General features: G+C 61.2%; 16 protein-coding genes and 1 pseudogene. 4 read left to right on the top strand and 13 right to left on the bottom strand.

Annotated elements, in window-relative coordinates; genetic code table 11:
* A partial coding sequence (locus RRH01S_RS34670; RefSeq protein WP_210165233.1) for a hypothetical protein occupies window positions 1-201 on the top strand: 201 nt, incomplete at its 5' end.
* Window positions 202-683: 482 nt separating this feature from the next.
* On the top strand, window positions 684-2,633 hold the full coding sequence (locus tag RRH01S_RS11970; protein WP_042471777.1) for a M23 family metallopeptidase: 1,950 nt from the start codon (window positions 684-686) through the stop codon (window positions 2,631-2,633).
* A 39-nt stretch (window positions 2,634-2,672) separates the two neighbouring features.
* Here RRH01S_RS11970 and RRH01S_RS11965 read toward each other — a convergent pair whose 3' ends face one another.
* The 7 genes from RRH01S_RS11965 to RRH01S_RS11935 all read right to left on the bottom strand — a co-directional run bounded on the left by RRH01S_RS11965 (window position 2,673) and on the right by RRH01S_RS11935 (window position 12,858).
* Entirely contained in the window at window positions 2,673-3,182 is a 510-nt protein-coding gene (locus RRH01S_RS11965; protein ID WP_042471774.1) for a P-loop nucleotide/nucleoside kinase family protein, read from the bottom strand.
* Between the two features lie 150 nt (window positions 3,183-3,332).
* Window positions 3,333-5,933, bottom strand: coding sequence for an ATP-dependent chaperone ClpB (gene clpB, locus RRH01S_RS11960; RefSeq protein ID WP_012652529.1), 2,601 nt, complete (start codon window positions 5,931-5,933; stop codon window positions 3,333-3,335).
* Window positions 5,934-6,179: 246 nt separating this feature from the next.
* A complete protein-coding gene (locus RRH01S_RS11955; RefSeq protein ID WP_012652530.1) occupies window positions 6,180-6,884 on the bottom strand; it encodes a DUF4167 domain-containing protein in 705 nt (234 codons plus the stop codon).
* Window positions 6,885-7,230: 346 nt separating this feature from the next.
* Window positions 7,231-8,106, bottom strand: coding sequence for a peptide chain release factor N(5)-glutamine methyltransferase (prmC, locus tag RRH01S_RS11950; RefSeq protein WP_037218835.1), 876 nt, complete (start codon window positions 8,104-8,106; stop codon window positions 7,231-7,233).
* Entirely contained in the window at window positions 8,103-9,182 is a 1,080-nt protein-coding gene (gene prfA, locus RRH01S_RS11945) for a peptide chain release factor 1 (protein WP_007692133.1), read from the bottom strand. Before prfA ends, prmC begins: the two co-directional genes overlap by 4 nt.
* A gap of 31 nt (window positions 9,183-9,213) precedes the next feature.
* Window positions 9,214-11,481: a phosphoenolpyruvate--protein phosphotransferase gene (ptsP, locus tag RRH01S_RS11940; RefSeq protein ID WP_007692131.1), complete on the bottom strand. Its 2,268-nt coding sequence runs from the start codon at window positions 11,479-11,481 to the stop codon at window positions 9,214-9,216.
* A 102-nt stretch (window positions 11,482-11,583) separates the two neighbouring features.
* Window positions 11,584-12,858, bottom strand: a complete 1,275-nt coding sequence (locus RRH01S_RS11935; RefSeq protein WP_012652533.1) for an aspartate kinase — start codon at window positions 12,856-12,858, stop codon at window positions 11,584-11,586.
* Between the two features lie 360 nt (window positions 12,859-13,218).
* Between RRH01S_RS11935 and ubiG the strand changes: the two genes are divergently transcribed.
* Complete coding sequence (gene ubiG / locus RRH01S_RS11930; RefSeq protein ID WP_042471770.1) at window positions 13,219-13,965, top strand: bifunctional 2-polyprenyl-6-hydroxyphenol methylase/3-demethylubiquinol 3-O-methyltransferase UbiG; 747 nt, start codon at window positions 13,219-13,221, stop codon at window positions 13,963-13,965.
* A gap of 19 nt (window positions 13,966-13,984) precedes the next feature.
* Here the strand turns inward: ubiG and RRH01S_RS11925 are convergent, their stop codons facing one another.
* From RRH01S_RS11925 to RRH01S_RS11905, 5 genes and pseudogenes are all read right to left on the bottom strand, one after another.
* Window positions 13,985-14,542 carry a DUF3291 domain-containing protein gene (locus tag RRH01S_RS11925; protein WP_234711683.1) on the bottom strand — a complete coding sequence of 186 codons (558 nt, stop codon included), beginning with the start codon at window positions 14,540-14,542 and terminating at the stop codon, window positions 13,985-13,987.
* 26 nt (window positions 14,543-14,568) lie between these two features.
* Entirely contained in the window at window positions 14,569-14,997 is a 429-nt protein-coding gene (locus tag RRH01S_RS11920) for a DUF1178 family protein (protein ID WP_034521501.1), read from the bottom strand.
* Window positions 14,994-15,851 carry a carbon-nitrogen hydrolase family protein gene (locus tag RRH01S_RS11915; protein ID WP_042471762.1) on the bottom strand — a complete coding sequence of 286 codons (858 nt, stop codon included), beginning with the start codon at window positions 15,849-15,851 and terminating at the stop codon, window positions 14,994-14,996. The genes RRH01S_RS11920 and RRH01S_RS11915 overlap by 4 nt, the downstream gene beginning before the upstream one ends.
* 24 nt (window positions 15,852-15,875) lie before the next feature.
* A complete protein-coding gene (gene grxC, locus RRH01S_RS11910; RefSeq protein ID WP_012652538.1) occupies window positions 15,876-16,133 on the bottom strand; it encodes a glutaredoxin 3 in 258 nt (85 codons plus the stop codon).
* Between the two features lie 30 nt (window positions 16,134-16,163).
* Window positions 16,164-16,926: pseudogene (locus RRH01S_RS11905) on the bottom strand (ComF family protein).
* A gap of 113 nt (window positions 16,927-17,039) precedes the next feature.
* Between RRH01S_RS11905 and RRH01S_RS11900 the strand changes: the two are divergent.
* Window positions 17,040-17,924, top strand: coding sequence for a class I SAM-dependent methyltransferase (locus tag RRH01S_RS11900; protein WP_012652539.1), 885 nt, complete (start codon window positions 17,040-17,042; stop codon window positions 17,922-17,924).
* A gap of 31 nt (window positions 17,925-17,955) precedes the next feature.
* On the opposite strand, the gene RRH01S_RS11895 is transcribed toward RRH01S_RS11900, so the two are convergent.
* Window positions 17,956-18,138, bottom strand: a complete 183-nt coding sequence (locus RRH01S_RS11895) for a Flp family type IVb pilin (protein ID WP_012652540.1) — start codon at window positions 18,136-18,138, stop codon at window positions 17,956-17,958.
* Between the last annotated feature and the right edge of the window lie 22 nt (window positions 18,139-18,160).

The following is an 18,160-nucleotide window of genomic DNA, read 5'->3' as shown; positions in this document are numbered from 1 at the left end:
ATCATTATCCGCATCACTGCGATCAATAATGAGGTGTATTCTCTTGTTCAAAACGTGACCGTCGAAGTCTATTCAAAGGATCCAAATCTCTTCAGATCCCGCAAGCTCCGCCGCCCACGTTTCTCTTTCTTCTCATCTTCAATTGTCAAAGAACAGACCAGTAAAACCAGTCAAAACCTTTTCCCTCAGACCCCAGGATAAACCCAGAACCACCAATCAGCATCACAGCCAATTCTTCAGGAAACACCAGAGCGAAAGACTTCGTCGCTAGCAGCGCCGCCGCCCTCGTTCAGTGAGTGGGCTTATAATCCCCACCCCTCGATCAAGTCAACAGACGATTTTGAAAAATGCCAAAAAAAGAACAAGTGATTGATTCTTATGATAGTTTTATGAAGGCTGCCGAAGCCGGCTCATAATAGACCCCAAAAACCCCGATAACACCGCCAGACCACGCTGGAACGGTGCCATTATACGTGGGGGATCGCATAGTATGACAATGAGCAGCCCTTGATCCCCACCCTATCGACACCAGATAAAGCCGATCTTGTCACTGAAACCGGGGCTCTCGAAGCACCGAAACAGTCCACAGACCAGATGCGCCTCATTTGACTCGTCCGTCATAAATATGCACATCTTCGCCCCCAGCTACACGGCTCGCATGAAGGAACCGGATCTCGATTGGCATGATGACGGACAAGATGATGCTCCGATCGCTCGGAAACGAGCCGCCAATCCTGGCCGATGGCAGGCGGGCGCCGGACCGACGCGAGGTTTCCCTACGCTGGCTCTCCGGAACGTTCCTCACAGGCATCACCTCCAGTATATTGATGGGCGTTGCTCTGTTTGCAGCCCTTGACGGGCGCCAGCAGCTCGCCATTCCCGCCGAAGCCTACGCGACATCGGACAGCGGCAACCATGACAGCACCGAGGATCAGGTCGTCCGCGGCGGCCGCCTCGTGTCGACCGCCATCGCGTCCAAGCCGTCCGACCGGAGCATCCTGGAAGTCTCGACGGTGGTGCGCGACGGCGACAAGGAAGTGGTGCGCCGCCAGCCCTTCGCGCATGTGAAGATCGCGCTTGCCACCAACCGTGTCGCCACAGAGACCTATCCGGCCTTCGATCCCTTGGCGATCTTTTCCGCCGACGAGAACATTCCGCCGCCCGCCAATCGTACCGGCGCCATCTACGGTTCCGACGTCGAATCCGAGGTCAGCCTGAAGACCGTGCCTTTCCCGGCCAAGGATGTGCCCTTCCCGCTCGCCGGCTCGATGTCGCTGGACGAGGTCGAGGAGAATGTCCGCTCCAACGGCTCCGTGCTCACCGACGGTAACACCCAGCTTTCCGCGCTCTATTATATCGACCCGCGTCGTTTTGCGACGGACGACACCGATGTCGACCTGACCGCCGGGCTTGCCGCCCGCATCGTCGAAGAGAACATGTCGGTCTCCGCGCCCGAGGCGGTTACGCCGCAGACACAGGAATTTGCCGACGACATTATCCCGGTCCGGGAAAACACGCCGATCGCAACGGCGCTTACCGGTGCCGGCTATCTCAAGGCGGATGCGGACGACATCACCGCAAAGATCGTGCCGTTGTTCGGCGCCTCCAATCTTTCCGGCGGCGATGTGTTGCGCATCGGCATCTTGCAGAAGGGCGAGCAGGCAAGGATCATTCGCGCAAGCATCTATCGCGGCACCAAGCATGTCCTGACCGTCGCCGAGAATGATCATGGCGATTTCGTTGCCGGCAGCGAACCGCCGATGCTCGATGCCATCGCAACCGCCTTCGACAATGACGCGCCGGTGGTTGCCACCGGCCGCGACCTGCCGAGCGTTTATGACGGTATCTATCGCGCCGCCCTTTCCTACGGCATGTCCAGGGAAATGGTGGCGCAGATCGTCAAGCTGCTCGCCAGCAACGTCGATTTCCAGGCGCAGCTGAAGCCGACGGATTCGCTGGAGGCCTTTTTCTCCGTCGCCGACGCAAACGGCCAGGCGACGGCCGATTCCGAACTGCTCTACGTCAACGCCAAATTCGGCGACACGGTCACCCGCTTCTACCGCTTCGAGGATCCGGACGATCATTCGATCGACTACTTCGACGATAGCGGCAAGAGCATCCGGCAGTTCCTGCTGCGCAATCCCGTGCCGACCGGCATCTTCAAGTCCGGCTTCGGCATGCGGCGCCACCCGATCCTCGGCTTCGCGCGCATGCATACCGGCGTCGATTGGGCAGCGCCCCGCGGCACGCCGATCATCTCTGCTGGCAACGGCATCGTCGAAAAGGCCGGCTGGGATTCCGGCGGCTTCGGCAATCAGACGTTGATCCGACATGCCAACGGCTATGTCTCCTCCTACAACCACCAGAGCGCCATCGCCAAGGGCGTGGTTCCCGGCGCCAAGGTGGTGCAGGGGCAGGTCATCGGCTTTATCGGCTCGACGGGTCTGGCCACCGGACCGCACCTGCATTACGAGCTGATCGTCAACGGCACCAAGGTCGACCCCCTGCGCATCCGCCTCCCCGGCGGCAAGACGCTGGACGGTGTCGCACTCGCCAAATTCCAGGACGAGCGCAAGCGCATCGATACGCTTCTGAGCGACGAAAAGTCGAAGCAGGTTGCAAGCAAGGACTAAACCCCAGGCGTTTGACCAGCCTGGCGGCAACCAGAGATTTCAGTCCTGACTATGCCCCAGCCGAACCAACAGCTCGGCAATGAGATCATCCACGGCCTTATGAGCGGTATCGACGACGATCGGGCGGGTGCCCCAGTCCTCATAATGCCGGTTGACGGTCTTGTCCCATGTCGGCTTTACCAATCCTTCGATATCCGTCATCCGCGTTTCAGCACGGCGGCGATGTTCGGCCCTATCCGAACAGACGACTTCCACTTCGACCGCTTGCGCGCCTGCCCGCTTTGCGACCGATAGCCAGGCATCACGCGTGATACGGATGGAATTGACCGAATCCGCGACGACCGTCTGTCCCAGCTTGAGGTTGTCCTCGGCGACACCATAGGCAATCATATAGCCGGCCGGGCCTTCATCCGCTTTCAGAACATCGGAATTTCGCAATGCGTGCTCGATTGTATCGACCCGGACATACATAGCCTTCAACCGTTTCGCCAAGGCCTGCGCAGTCGTGGTTTTACCGCTGCCCGGCAAGCCCCCGAAGATAATAAGCATGATGATGTCCCCTCTCCGAGCGATTCTCCAACGCCATGCAAGCTTCACCGAAGAGTTTTGCGGCGGCAAGGCGCTTTCGACACACGCCTCGGACGAAAAATGGCGGCCCGAGAGCCGCCATTTCATAGAGTCAAATCATGACCGCGTCGCTTACGCCGCTTCGTTGACCGGCTGGCGCGGGCGGAACAGCAATCTGTCGGAACCGCTGGTGACCAGTACGCGCGACCCATCCGGCAACTGGCCGGAGAGAATCTGCTCGGCGAGTGGATCCTGGACGTATTTCTGGATCACCCGCTTCAGCGGTCTTGCGCCATAGACCGGATCATATCCCCTATTGGCGAGCCAGTTGCGGGCATCCTCGTCGAGTTCGAGCGCGATCTTGCGTTCGGACAGCAGCTGCAGTAGCCGCTCGAGCTGGATATCGACGATCGCCCCCATCTCTTCGCGCTTCAGGCGATGGAACAGGATGATCTCATCGACACGGTTCAGGAATTCCGGCCGGAAATGCGCCCGCACCACATCCATCACCTGCTCGCGCACCTGTTCACTGTCATCACCCTCCTTAAGCTGGGTCAGGTATTCAGCACCGAGGTTCGAGGTCATGATGATCATGGTGTTGCGGAAATCGACCGTGCGGCCCTGTCCGTCCGTCAACCGCCCGTCATCCAGAACCTGGAGCAAGATGTTGAAGACATCGGGATGCGCCTTTTCGATCTCATCGAACAGCACGACCTGATAGGGCCTGCGGCGGACGGCTTCGGTGAGCGCGCCGCCTTCTTCATAGCCGACATAGCCGGGAGGAGCGCCGATCAGCCGGGCAACGGAGTGTTTCTCCATATATTCCGACATGTCCATGCGTACCATGGCCGTATCATCGTCGAAGAGGAAGCGGGCAAGTGCCTTGGTGAGCTCCGTCTTGCCGACGCCGGTCGGGCCGAGAAAGATGAACGAGCCGATCGGCCGGTTCGGATCCTGCAGGCCGGCGCGCGAGCGGCGAACGGCGCGCGACACCGCCTGAACGGCATCGCCCTGACCGACGACCCACTTCGCCAGCTCGTCTTCCATCCGCAGCAGCTTGTCGCGCTCGCCTTCCAGCATCTTGTCCACGGGAATCCCGGTCCAGCGGGAGACGATATGGGCGATGTTGTCGGCGGTGACCACTTCCTGCACCATGGAATCGCGACCGCCATCTTGCTCTTCAGCAGTCTGGAGATCCTTCTCCAGATTCGGGATCACACCATAGGCAAGCTCGCCGGCACGCTGGAACTCACCCTTGCGCTGGGCAATGGCCAATTCGTTGCGGGCCTCGTCGAGCTTTTTCTTCAGATCGGCGGCAAGACCGAGCTTCTGCTTTTCGGCCTGCCAGCGCGCGGTCAGTGCGTCGGCTTCCTCTTCCAGCGACGTCAGCTCAGTCTCCAGCCGCTTCAGCCGGTCGGCGGAGGCCTGATCGGTTTCCTTCTTCAGCGCTTCGCGCTCGATCTTCAGCTGGATGATGCGACGATCGAGTTCGTCGAGCTCTTCTGGCTTCGAATCCACCTGCATGCGCAGCCGCGCGGCGGCCTCGTCCATCAGGTCGATGGCCTTGTCCGGCAGGAAGCGGTCGGTGATGTAGCGGTTCGAAAGCGTCGCAGCGGCCACCAAGGCGGCATCGGCGATGCGGACTTTGTGGTGCTGCTCGTATTTTTCCTTCAGGCCGCGCAGGATCGAGATCGTGTCCTCGACCGTCGGCTCTTCAACCATGACCGGCTGGAAACGACGGGCAAGCGCCGGATCCTTCTCGACATGCTTGCGGTATTCGTCAAGCGTGGTCGCGCCGACGCAATGCAGCTCGCCGCGGGCAAGAGCGGGCTTCAGAAGGTTGGAGGCGTCCATGGCGCCATCGGCCTTGCCGGCGCCGACCAGCGTGTGCATCTCGTCGATGAACAGGATGATCTCGCCGTTTTCCGACTGCACCTCGTTGAGCACGGCCTTCAGCCGCTCTTCGAACTCGCCGCGAAACTTCGCGCCGGCAATCAGGGCACCCATGTCGAGCGCCATCAGCTTCTTGTCCTTCAGCGATTCCGGCACGTCACCATTGACGATGCGCAACGCCAAGCCTTCGACGATCGCCGTCTTGCCGACGCCGGGTTCGCCGATCAGCACGGGGTTGTTCTTCGTGCGGCGGGAGAGGACCTGGATGGTGCGCCGGATTTCGTCGTCGCGTCCGATCACCGGATCGAGCTTGCCCTCGCGGGCCTCGGCGGTGAGATCGCGGGCATACTTCTTCAGGGAATCGAAGCCCTGCTCCGCGTTGGCGGAATCGGCGGTGCGGCCCTTGCGGATATCGTTGATGACCTGGTTGAGCCCGGCCGGCGTGACGCCAGCCTTCTTCAGCGTGGCCGAGGTCGACGCAGACGATTCGATCGCCAGCGCCTGCAACAGGCGCTCGACCGTGACGAAACTGTCGCCGGCCTTCTTGGAGGCTTCCTCGGCAGTGGTGAAGACCTTGGCAAGCGGCTGCGAGAGATAGACCTGGCCGTCGCCGCCGGACACTTTCGGGAGCTTGGCAAGGGCGGCATCATTAGCGAGACGCGCAGCCTTGGCATCGCCGCCAGCGCGCTCGATCAACGAGGCAGCCATGCCCTGGTCGTCGTCCAGAAGCACCTTCAGCACATGCTCAGGCGTGAATTGCTGGTTTCCTTGCGACAAGGCATTGGTTTGCGCAGACTGCAAAAAGCCGCGCACGCGCTCGGAGTATTTTTCAATATTCATAGTAGACCTCCATGAATCGCTCTGCCCAGACTGGCACAGATCGATGTTTGAGATTGAGCCCCCTGAAAAGGCAGACCCCGCCCGCCGCCGATTGAGATTTGCGGCAAGGCAACAGGGGAGAATATGGGAGGGGATTTGAAGAGTTTAAAGGGTGCCGGAAACGAAAAACCCCGGCTCGCGCCGGGGTTTTTGTAAACACATGACTGGCTCCGCCTTTGCAGCAGCGACCGTGCATATGAACAATCTTTATTCCGTAGCAGCTTCCACCAGTGCGGGGGCTTCGCTCGGAACAGCTTCGCCTTCGCCCTGACCTTCAGCATCGGCATTGCGGCGCGGCTGACGACGGGGACGGTTGCCGGCATTGCGACGGCGGGGCTGGCGTTCGCCGGCAGCGACGGGCGTTTCTTCCTCGATCGCAACTTCGGCCGGAATGCCTTCGATCACCGGCTGCGGGCCGGTACCGTCGATAACCTCGGGCTCAGGCGCGGCAACGACGGCTGGAGCAGGAGCGCGGACACGTACCGGAGCAGGAGCCGGCGCCATCTGCGGCTGATCATCCATGTCATTGTCGTTCGCATCCATGTCATCCATGTCGCGGTCGGCATTGTCACGATCGTTGGGGTTCTGGTGTTCATCGCGCTGAAAGCGTTCCTGCATCTGCGCCTGCGCGCTGGCAATGATCCGGTTGTAATGTTCAGCGTGCTGAAGATAGTTTTCCGCCATAACGCGGTCGCCGGAGCTCTGCGCGTCGCGAGCAAGCGTCGCGTACTTCTCGGCGATATGCTGCGCGGTTCCGCGGATTTTCACATCGGGACCGGAGCTGTCGTAAGTCCTGGTCAGCGGGTTTGAGCCCTTGCGGTTGAAATTGTTATTGTTGTTATTGTTTCCGCCGCCGCCGCCGTTGTTGTTACCACGCCCCCGACCGCGCTTATTCTGCTGTCCTGGCCTCATAGATCCTTCACCTGAATTTTCTTAGTTGGGATGAAATTATAAACGGCACCTGCCGCCGTGGCTGGAAACCTCCAAGCCAGAGCCTGCGTGCCGCAAGCAAACTGCGCCTTTAGCGCTCGTCTGCCGCTCGACTACGTCAGATTAACTGATCACGCATTGGGTTATCTTCAACCTTTGACACTCTTATCAGAGAGCGGATCCCCGAGGCTGTCCAAGACAGGCGAATCGTCTCGCCTATTCCCAGCCGCCCAACGCGTGAGCGCAACCTATATCGCTTCCTCAGGAAATCCAAGCCTTTTCTTTGCGATAACAACAAGGTCCCACTGACCTGCTGCAAATTGTCGCGTTAATGGTGATATTGAAACACGAGCACCCGGTCGTTGTGTCCATAGTCCCGGGCCGCTTCGATTAGGAAAAATCCTGCTCCTTCAAAAACCGAAGTCACCGTCTTGCGCTGATCATAACCGATCTCCACACCGACAATACCATCCTGGTGTAGAAATCGCGCCGCATCCTTTGCGATTGCTCTGTAAGCATCCAGCCCATCAAGGCCGCCATCGAGAGCTGCCGGAGGATCGAAATTCTTTACTTCTGGAGCGAGAGTGGAAATGACACTGGACTCAATATAGGGCGGATTTGAGACAATAACGTGAAATCGACCGTGGATGGCCTCAAACCAGCTTCCCTGCACCGTGTCAAACCGCTCGGCCAGACCATTGCGCGCAGCATTCGCCCGCGCCGTTTCCAAAGCTTCGCCGGAAATATCGGAACCGATGCCCATCGCCTGCGGGCACTCATGAAGAAGCGCGAGACAGATGGCCCCGGTTCCCGTTCCCATGTCCAATAGATGGATCGTCCCATGGTCCGTCGCAAGGCGGCGCGCGTGTGGCAGCACGGTATCGACCAGAATTTCCGTATCGGGACGCGGCTCCAGCGTCGCGGGCGACAGTGCCATGGGCAGGCCGTAAAATTCCCGCTCGCCGAGAATGCGATGCACCGGCTCGTGATTAAGCCGACGTGCAATCGCCGCCCGCGCTGCTTCCACGCGATCCGGCGCCACGGCCTCGGCGCCACGCGTGACCAACTCCGTCGATGAGAGTTGAAGAAGACCGCCGACGAGGATGCGGGCCTCGGTGGCTGGATCATCGAGATCGGCCTCGATGAAGCGGGCGCGCACCTCCTGGAACAGTCCAGCGACGGTTGCTCCCGGTCCGCCGCTCATGCCTGTTCGCCAAGCTGGGCGAGCTGGCTCGCCTGATAGTCCGCGCGGAGCGCATCGACCACTTCGTCGATCTCGCCTTCCATCATCCGGTCGAGCTTATAGAGCGTCAGGTTGATGCGATGGTCGGTGACGCGCCCCTGCGGGAAATTATAGGTGCGGATGCGCTCGGAGCGGTCGCCGGAGCCGACCTGGCTCTTGCGGTCGGCAGACCGCTCACTGTCGGCGCGTTGGCGCTCCATGTCAAAGAGACGCGAACGCAGCACCTGCATCGCCTTGGCGCGGTTCTGATGCTGCGACTTTTCCGAGCTTGTCACCACGATCCCCGAGGGAAGATGGGTGATACGCACCGCCGAGTCCGTCGTGTTGACGTGCTGGCCGCCCGCACCGGAGGAACGCATGGTGTCGATGCGGATATCCTCGGCGCGGATCTCGATATCTATTTCCTCGGCTTCCGGCAAAACGGCGACGGTTGCCGCCGATGTATGGATGCGCCCGCCCGCCTCGGTTTCCGGCACGCGCTGCACGCGATGTACGCCGGATTCGAATTTCAGCCGCGAGAACACGCCCTTGCCGGTGATCGTCGCGATCACTTCCTTGTAGCCGCCGGCTTCACCGTCGCTGGCCGAGAGGATTTCCACCTTCCAGCCATTGTTCGCGGCGAAGCGCTCATACATGCGAAAAAGATCGCCGCCGAAAAGGGCGGCTTCCGAGCCGCCGGTTCCGGCGCGGATTTCGAGGATCGCGCTCTTCTCGTCGGCGGCATCCTTCGGCAGCAGCAGGATCTGGATGTCCTGTTCCAGGAGCTCGATCCGCTCCTTGACCTCGGGCAATTCCATGTCGGCGAGATCGCGCATCTCGCGATCGACCGACTTGTCGGCGAGCATGGCTTCCAGATCCGAAGCCTCGGCGATCGCCTTCTCATAGTCGCGGATCTTGGCGACGACCGGCTGCAGTTCGGAATATTCGGAAGCAAGCTTCACATAGACGTCCGCCGCCGGCCCGGCGGACATACGCGCTTCGATCTCGCCGAAACGGCGTTCCAATTCGCGCATTTTTTCAATGGGAAGGTTTGCCACCCCGCACTCCAATTCTTCTTATTTGTTCTGTCTACAACGGAATATTGTGGCTCTCGGCGAAGCCCGCAAGGATGTCGCGCATTGAAGCCGTCGGACGCTTGTCGTCCAGCGCCTCTTCCATGACCTTCGACAAGGCCTGGAGATCGAGACCCAACAGCATCGCCTTGACCGGGCCGATGGAGGCCGGCGACATCGACACCGAGCGGAAACCGAGGCCCAGCAGCGCCATGGCCGAAATCGTCTTGCCGGCAAGTTCGCCGCACAACGTCACCGGCGTCTTGTTGCGCTCGCCGGCTCGTACGATGTCGCGCAGGATGCGCAGGAACGGACGCCCGAGCGGGTCGAAACGATCCGAGACGCGCGCATTGCCGCGATCGACGGCCATCGAGAATTGGAAGAGATCGTTGGAGCCGACCGAGACGAAATCGACCGCCGCCATCAGCTCGTCGAGCTGCCACAGCAGCGCCGGCACTTCCAGCATGGCGCCGAATTGCAGCTTGCGCGGCAGGGCATGGCCGAAACGCGATAGATGCTGCACTTCCTTCTGCAGGAGTTCGCGCACCGCCTCGATCTCGGAGACCTCGGTGACCATCGGCACCATCATCTTCAATTCGCCGTCGGCGGCGGCCTTCAGCATGGCGCGCAACTGCGTGCGCAACAGACCGGGCCGATCGAGCGACAGGCGAATGGCGCGCCAGCCGAGCGCCGGGTTTTCTTCCTCATGAGCGCGGAAATAGGGCACAACCTTATCGCCGCCGATATCGAGCGTCCTGAAGGTGACGACGCGCCCGCCCGCCTGCTTCAGCACGCTGCGATAGAAGGCTTCCTGCTCTTCCGCCTTCGGCATGGTCGAGGCGATCATGAATTGCAGCTCGGTGCGGAACAGGCCGATGCCTTCCGCGCCGGATTCGGCAAGTTGCGGCAGATCGACCAGCAGACCGGCATTCATCAACAGCGAAATGCGCTGCCCGTCCCTGGTGACCGACTCGACCGAACGCAGCGCCCGGAACTGCTCCTGCCGGCGGGCGCGGAAACGCACCTTTTCTTCGTAAGAACGCTGGTGATCGGCCATCGGCCGCAGATGCACATGGCCGCCGTCGCCATCGATGATGACGGAATCGCCGTTTTCCGCGAGCGCCACAACGCCCGCTGCCTGGCCGACGACCGGGATGCCCATGGCGCGGGCGACGATGACGACGTGGCTGGTAACCGCACCCTCTTCCAGCACCAAGCCGCGAATATTGGCGCGGGGATAATCAAGCAGCTCGGCAGCGCCCATGGCGCGCGCAAAGATCACTGCATCGTTCGGGAAGCCGTCGGCGGCCGTGCGGCCGGAATAGCCGGTGAGCTGGCGGAGCAAGCGGTTGGCCAGATCCTCAAAATCATGCATGCGCTCACGCAGATACGGATCGGTCAGGCGCATCATCCGCGCCTTGGTGTCGCTCTGCACCTTCTCGACCGCGGCTTCCGCGGTCAGGCCGTTGCGGATCGCCTCTTCGAGCTTGCGCACCCAGCCCTGGTCATGGGCGAACATGCGGTAGGTTTCCAGAACCTCACGATGCTCACCCTCCATGGAGACGTCGCGGCGCGACAGCATGTCGTCGATGGAGATGCGCAGCGAACCGAGCGCCTCCGCCAGCCGGCCGATTTCCTTGTCGGTATCCTCGTTCAGGAGATTGGTGACGACGATGCGCGGCTCGTGCAGCACGACATAGCCAAGGCCGACGCCTTCATTGTAGCTGTCACCGTCGATGGTGACCGAGCGGGTAAGGTCGAGCTCGAGGCCCGGCTTGGTGATCTTCTTCAGCTCACCGGTGGCGATCATCTCGGCCAGCACCATCGCCGTCGTCTCGAGCGCTTCCAGCTCTTCTTCGCGATAGTTGCGGCTCGCCTTGTTCTGCACGACGAGAACGCCGAGCGAGCGGCCGGTGCGTAGGATCGGCACGCCGAGGAAGGAGTGGTAGACCTCTTCGCCGGTTTCCGGCAGGTAGCGGAAGGCGGGATGCGATTGCGCGTCCGAGAGATTGAGCGGCTGGGCGGAAGCGGCGATCGTGCCGACCAGGCCTTGGCCCATCTTCAATTGCGAAAGGTGGACGGCTTCCTTGTTCAGGCCTTCGGTGGCGTAGAGTTCGAGCACGCCGTCGGCGCGCAGCACGTAGACCGAGCAGACCTCCGCGACCATGTTGCTGGCGATCTGGCGGACGATCCGGTCAAGACGCTCCTGCGGCTCCAGCGGCTCCGCCATCAATTCGCGCAGCCGCTTGAGCAGAACGCGTGGACCGCCGGATAGGTCTCTCATTGCGTCTCTAGCTCCCGAAATCAAGATATTGCCGCCAGTCTTGCCCACGTCAGGGCCGGCCGAAACTCACCTCCGTCACGGTCCGTTGTCAGCAATCCTTTATCAACTCTTATCCAGACCGTAGCAGGAATGCAAAGTCCTGACTGCGAGTTCCGCATAAGGACCGTCGATCAGGATGGAAATCTTGATTTCCGACGTCGTAATAGCCTTGATGTTGATGCCTTTTTCGGCAAGTGCCTGGAAAGCGGTCGCAGCAACGCCGGCATGCGAGCGCATGCCGATGCCGATGACCGAAACCTTGACGAGGCCTGATTCGTTTTGGACGACGTCGTAGCCGATCTTGTCCTTGTTCTCGCCGAGAACGCGCAGCGCCTTTTCAACATCGCCCGAAGGAACCGTGAAGGTCATGTCGGTCTTGGAACCGTCTTCGGAAATGTTCTGGACGATCATGTCGACGTTGATATGGCTTTCGGCCAAAGGCCCGAAGATCGCGGCGGAGACGCCCGGCCGGTCGGCAAGACGGCGCAGCGAGATCTGGGCTTCATCCTTGGCATAGGCAATGCCGGTGACTACTTCCTGTTCCACGATTTCTTCCTCGTCACAAATCAGCGTTCCGGGCGGGTTCAACAGATCGCCCATGCCCGGAGCATCGGGATCTTCAAATGAAGAGCGCACGAAAGTGCGGACCTTAAAGACCATTGCCAACTCGACCGAGCGCACCTGCAGCACCTTGGCGCCGAGCGAGGCCATTTCGAGCATTTCTTCGAAGGCGATCTTCTTCAGACGACGTGCCTTCGGTTCGATGCGCGGATCGGTCGTGTAGACACCGTCAACATCGGTATAGATATCGCAGCGATCAGCCTTCACCGCTGCGGCGATCGCCACGGCAGAGGTATCGGAGCCGCCGCGACCGAGCGTCGAAAGACGATTGTCCGGGCCAAGGCCCTGGAAGCCGGCGACGACAGCCACCTGGCCTTCCTGCATGCGGCGAATGATATCCTCGCCCTCGATTTCAAGAATACGGGCCGCGCCATGGGCATTGTCGGTGCGGATCGGGATCTGCCAGCCCTGCCAGGAGCGGGCATTGATGCCCATCGCCTGCAGCGCGATCGCCAGGAGACCGGAGGTCACCTGCTCGCCGGAAGCGACGATGGCGTCATATTCCCGCGCATCGTAGATGGAATGATTGGCGCCAGCGACCTTGGGCATGTTCTGCACCCAGCCGACCAGCTCATTGGTCTTGCCGGACATAGCGGAAACGACGACCGCGACCTCATGGCCCGCGTCGACTTCACGTTTCACATGGCGTGCAACATTCCTGATACGGTCCAGATCCGCGACGGACGTTCCGCCGAATTTCATCACGATGCGTGCCATGTGCCTCTACCAGTATCAGCGCCGGGCGGCCGAAACGCGATGAGCCCGGCATGCAAAATAGCCCTTCCGGTGCAATGGCCGGAAAAGCCTAATCTCAATGGGGGCGTCTCTTAGCGAGTTTGGCAGGCGGGTGCAATAGCATGGCGCGGCGTAATAGTTCTCTTTGATACTCCACTTTGATACTCGACCAGAGCCTGCCGAGGATCGCCCCTTCCTTCTGACGATTTTAGGTGTTGACGAAAGCTGCGACAAGAACGCGGCCGGTCGTGGCGGCTTCAAAGTCGCCCAGCCCTTGACATCGGCTTGCGATCGTCCGACTTCACATCTACCGAAGTGCCACCCAGACCAAGGAACGGAACCATGAGCGAAGCGGCGAAAAGCACGATCGACCAGAGCGAAGTGGATCGCTTTTCCGCCATGGCGGCGGAATGGTGGAGCCCGACCGGCAAGTTCAAGCCGCTGCACAAATTCAATCCGGTGCGGCTTGCCTATATTCGCGACCATGCCTGCGAGAATTTCGACCGCGATCCGAAGAGCGCCCGGCCGCTGGAAGGCCTGCGCGTGCTCGATATCGGCTGCGGCGGCGGATTGCTGTCGGAGCCGGTCGCCCGCATGGGCGCCTCGGTCGTCGGTGCCGACCCTTCCGAAAAGAACATCGGCATCGCCTCGACCCATGCCAAAGCCTCCGGCGTTCCCGTCGATTATCGCGCCGTCACCGCCGAGCAACTGGCCGAGGCCGGCGAGACTTTCGATATCGTGCTCAACATGGAAGTGGTCGAGCATGTTGCCGACGTCGAGTTTTTCCTGACGACCTGCGCCAAGATGGTGCGCCCAGGCGGCCTGATGTACGTCGCCACCATCAACCGCACGATGAAGGCAGCGGCACTCGCCATCTTCGCCGCCGAAAACGTCCTGCGCTGGCTGCCGCGCGGCACGCATCAATATGAAAAGCTCGTCCGTCCGGAAGAGATCGAAAAGCCGCTCGCCGCCGACGGTCTCGAGATCATCGCCCGCACCGGCGTCTTCTATTCGCCGCTACAGGACCGGTGGAACCTATCGAAGGATATGGATGTGAACTACATGTTGCTGGCGAAGCGGGCGGGCTGAAAGCCATCTTGCTGTTGGATCAAGCTTTCAGCGTCAGCACATGCGTCAATAGATCGCGCTGGCCTATGGCATTCAACACCGCGATCTCTTTGACCTTCTCTCGGTCGATCGTCGCAAGGTTTCCATCGGCATCATAGGGTTGCTTGAAGGTGAAAGCCGCAGCGCTCGGCCCTTCATCGTAAAGCCGTTCCAGCCGCTCGGTTCCCTCTTTCCATTCGGGGACAACACCAGCGCTAACCCACCATAGGACCAGTGCCGGCCAGCTTTGCTTCACGTTCCAATGCCGCGCATGCTTCAGGGCATCGGCATGGACGCCGCTATAGGAAAAAGCCATCAGGGATTCGATATCGGCCCAGAGCGATAGCGAGGACGGTGCCGACACAAAGCCGCTGCCCTCGATGAAGCGTGGAAAGACTTGGCGGCCCCAGCATGCCGGACCTGGCACGCCGTCATAACCGGAGCGGCCGACGAAGCCATGGGCACGAGCAGCAGCCTCGAAATTGGCCTCTTCTCGCAGGCGAAACCCTTCAACCTCTGGGCTTTCATATGGTGCCACATGCAGCCAAAAATTGTACATAGCAAGATATCTGCCGCCATGTGGCATCAGTTGATATCGTCCGGCAAAACTGGGATCGCCGCGATCTCGATGCCTTCCTCGACCAGCGCCTGCGCCTCGTCCGGCGTCGCCTTGCCGATGATCCCGCGGGCGTCGGCCTCGCCATAGTGGATCTTGCGGGCCTCTTCCGGGAATTTCGCGCCGACATCCTCGGCATTCGCCTTGATGCTGTCGACCGCCTCCTTGAGCTTGATCATCGCCTCCTTGCGGACAGCGTCCATGGCAAGCGTCTGCAACTCGTCCTTCTTGCGCGCAGTGGAAACCGACGGCGCCATCAGGAGTTTGGAGATCGCACCCGAATTGCAGACGGGGCAGGTCAGGAAACCGCTTGCGACCTGGCGGTCGAAATCGGCGCTTTCCGAAAACCAGCCCTCGAACTCATGCGCCTTGTCACATCTCAGCGAATAACGGATCAAGCAGCGACGCCTCCAGCCGTCGGCGTCGCGATCTTCTCCAGCGAGAATTCACGCGCATTCTTAAGATTGGGGATCTTGTCATGGGCGGATTTGACCGCCGCAACGTCGATCTCGGCGACGAGGACCGCCTCGCCCGTGCCGCCGGCCGCCGCCAGCACCTTGCCCCAGGGATCGATAATCATCGAATGGCCGAAGGTCTCGCGTCCATCCTCATGCTTACCTGCCTGGGTGGCGGCGATAACGAACATGCCGTTCTCGATCGCCCGCGCTCGGAGCAGAATTTCCCAATGCGCCTCGCCGGTCTGCCGGGTAAAAGCGGCCGGCACCGTCATCACCTGCGCACCTGCAACAGCCTGGGCGCGGAAGAGCTGCGGAAAGCGCACGTCGTAGCAGATGGAGAAGCCAAGCTCGGCAAAAGGCAGCGACACGATGCGCGCCTCGGAGCCGGGACGATAGACCGCGCTCTCGCGCCAGCTCTCGCCATTGTCGAGATCGACGTCGAACATGTGGATCTTGTCATAGCGGCTGATGAGCTTGCCATCCGGCCCGAAGAGGAAGCCGCGATTGGCGATCTTGCCATCATCAAGCGGGATCGCCGTCGAGCCGACATGCACATGGATGCCGAGTTCCTTGGCAAGGTCCGACGCCGTGTTGACGATGATGTCATTGGCCTCGTCACGCAGCACGGCGCGCAGGCCCAGCCGGTCCTTCTGCACGGCGCCGGTCATTTCCGGTGTCTGCACATAGACGGCACCCTGCGCCGCCGCCTCGCGAACCAGCCGTGCCATGTCGGCGGCATTCTTCACCGGATCGACACCGGAACACATCTGAATGGCGGCGGCTTTGAAGGTCATCATTGTCTCCGAGGGTGATCCAGCTCAGGCGGCCAGCAGCGGATCAAGCTTGCCGGCCCGATCGAGCGCATGGATATCGTCGCATCCGCCGACATGCTCGCCATTGATGAAAATCTGCGGGAAAGTCGAGTGGCCTTTGGCCTTCTCGATCATCTCCTGGCGCAACTCGGGCGAATAGGTGGCGTTATGTTCGACATAGTCGACGCCCTTGGCTTCGAGCAGGGATTTCGCCCGGGCGCAGTAGCCGCAGAACTCACGCGTATAGATGACAACGGATGCCATGATCCACTCCGGAAAATTGCAGGTTACCTGTCATATAAGCACGTCGACAGCCCTTGCAAAGGTCAAAACCGTCACATCCGAGGCACCGGCTTTCTTCAGCACCCGCGTCGCCGCGGCCACCGTCGCGCCGGTCGTATAGACGTCGTCGATCAGCACGACGCGGCGGCCAAAAATATCGCTGGTGCGACCCTCGGGAATGGCGAAAGCGCCGCGCACATTATCCTGTCGCGCCTTCGCGCCGAGACCGACCTGCTGGCTCGTCCGCTTGATGCGCAGCAGCGTCGCTGCCAGCAACGGTTTGCCGGAGAGGTGGGCGAGATGCCGCGCAAGCTCAGCCGCCCGATTGTACTTGCGCGAGAACAGCCGCGCCCGATGCAGCGGCACCGGAATGATGGCATCGCAGGCGGCAACCGCGCCGTCGCTGGCCCGCCATCATCGGCGCCAGATCCGTGCGGTCGCGATATTTCAGTCCAAGCACGAGATCGCGGACGAAGCCGTCGTGAATGGCCGCGGAGCGCAGCCGGTCGAAGACGGGCGGATCAGCGATCGCCTCGGCGCTCAGGATCCCCGTGCCGAGATCATGGGTGAACGGGCTGCCCAGCACCTCGCAATAGCGCCGCTCGATGAAACGGACGCCGGACCAGAAGGTCGGGCAGAGGCTGCGATGCGCGCCCGTCGAGGCGCCGCAGCCTGGACAGGCTGGCGGATAGACGAGATCGGCGAGCGCCAGCCATGGTTTTGCCAAGCCGGCGCGCAATCTCGACAGCGTGATTTCGTCCCCGATGATGCCCATACGCCCCATAATGCCTATATGATTGACACTAGCTTTTTCCCGCAGGCTTTGCGAAGGGAAAACATGGCTGGCCGCGAGGCTGCGCCGATGAGATCAGATTGCAGGAAACCGCCATGGACATCGTGTTCGACCAATCGCTGCTCGCCGCCCGAAGGCACCGGGCGTTGAAACAGGGGGACACGAAAGCCGCCTTCCTGCTGGAGATCGCCGCCCGCGAATTGGCCGAGCGGCTCTCCGTCATCGAGCGGCATTTCGACGAGGCGATCGAGCTGCATGGCGCAACCGGCATTGCGGCACGCGAGGCGCTTGCGACCGGCAAGATCGGCCATATCAGGCGCATCGAAGGCGAGGCCGGCTTTGCCGCCCCCGGCGAGGAGCTGATCAAGGCACCGCTGGAGGAGCTGCCGCTGGCGGCCGAATCCGTCAATCTGGTGCTGTCGCCGCTCAGCTTGCATGTCACCAACGACACGCCCGGCGTCTTCATCCAGGTGCGGCGCGCGCTGAAGGCCGACGGCCTGTTCCTGGCCGCGATCCCCGGCCTGGGCACGCTGCAGGAGCTGCGCGACGTGCTGCTCGCCACCGAGATCGAGCTAACCGGTGGCGCCAGCCCGCGCGTCATCCCCTTTGCGGAGGTCCGCGATGTCGGCGGCCTGCTGCAACGCGCCGGCTTCACCCTGCCAGTGATCGACGCCGAGAGCTATACGGTGCGCTACGACAATCTCTTTGCACTGATGCGCGACCTTCGCGCCATGGGCATGACCAATCCGCTTGCCGACCGCAGCCGCAAGCCGCTGACGCGCGCCTTCTTCCTGCGCGCCGCAGAGCTCTATGCCGAGCGCTATTCCGACCCCGACGGGAGAATAAGGGCGACCTTCACAATTATCTATGCATCCGGCTGGACGCCGCATGAAAGTCAGCAGAAGCCGTTGCGGCCGGGCTCGGCCAAGGCACGGCTCGCCGACGCCCTGAAAGTCGAAGAGCACAAGCTCAAACAATAGATGGATGGGAATCGAACTGGAGCTGAGCGTTTCAGTTCGCCGGCGTTACCGGGCCGTTCAGCGTGTTGGAGACGAGGTTGAACACGTTTGTCAGGCTGCCGCCGAAAGCGCCAAGGCCGCTGACGATCGCCACCGACATGAGGGCCGCGATCAGGCCATATTCGACGACCGTGGCACCGGTCCTGTCATTGAAAAAACGTCGAACGGAACGCATACGCTTCAAGCTCCTAGCTTTT

This window comes from Rhizobium rhizogenes NBRC 13257, assembly GCF_000696095.1.
Lineage (GTDB): Bacteria > Pseudomonadota > Alphaproteobacteria > Rhizobiales > Rhizobiaceae > Rhizobium > Rhizobium rhizogenes.
The sequence above is the reverse complement of the archived record's forward strand: the minus strand, read 5'-3'. Positions and strand labels throughout refer to the sequence as shown.

What these genes read in the sequence shown, in the direction of transcription:
- RRH01S_RS11970 (WP_042471777.1), top strand. Translation starts at nt 684, where the DNA reads ATGATGACGGACAAGATGATGCTCCGATCGCTCGGAAACGAGCCGCCA.
- RRH01S_RS11965 (WP_042471774.1), bottom strand. Translation starts at nt 3,182, where the DNA reads ATGCTTATTATCTTCGGGGGCTTGCCGGGCAGCGGTAAAACCACGACT.
- clpB (WP_012652529.1), bottom strand. Translation starts at nt 5,933, where the DNA reads ATGAATATTGAAAAATACTCCGAGCGCGTGCGCGGCTTTTTGCAGTCT.
- RRH01S_RS11955 (WP_012652530.1), bottom strand. Translation starts at nt 6,884, where the DNA reads ATGAGGCCAGGACAGCAGAATAAGCGCGGTCGGGGGCGTGGTAACAAC.
- prmC (WP_037218835.1), bottom strand. Translation starts at nt 8,106, where the DNA reads ATGAGCGGCGGACCGGGAGCAACCGTCGCTGGACTGTTCCAGGAGGTG.
- ptsP (WP_007692131.1), bottom strand. Translation starts at nt 11,481, where the DNA reads ATGAGAGACCTATCCGGCGGTCCACGCGTTCTGCTCAAGCGGCTGCGC.
- RRH01S_RS11935 (WP_012652533.1), bottom strand. Translation starts at nt 12,858, where the DNA reads ATGGCACGCATCGTGATGAAATTCGGCGGAACGTCCGTCGCGGATCTG.
- ubiG (WP_042471770.1), top strand. Translation starts at nt 13,219, where the DNA reads ATGAGCGAAGCGGCGAAAAGCACGATCGACCAGAGCGAAGTGGATCGC.
- RRH01S_RS11925 (WP_234711683.1), bottom strand. Translation starts at nt 14,542, where the DNA reads ATGTACAATTTTTGGCTGCATGTGGCACCATATGAAAGCCCAGAGGTT.
- RRH01S_RS11915 (WP_042471762.1), bottom strand. Translation starts at nt 15,851, where the DNA reads ATGACCTTCAAAGCCGCCGCCATTCAGATGTGTTCCGGTGTCGATCCG.
- grxC (WP_012652538.1), bottom strand. Translation starts at nt 16,133, where the DNA reads ATGGCATCCGTTGTCATCTATACGCGTGAGTTCTGCGGCTACTGCGCC.
- RRH01S_RS11900 (WP_012652539.1), top strand. Translation starts at nt 17,040, where the DNA reads ATGGACATCGTGTTCGACCAATCGCTGCTCGCCGCCCGAAGGCACCGG.
- RRH01S_RS11895 (WP_012652540.1), bottom strand. Translation starts at nt 18,138, where the DNA reads ATGCGTTCCGTTCGACGTTTTTTCAATGACAGGACCGGTGCCACGGTC.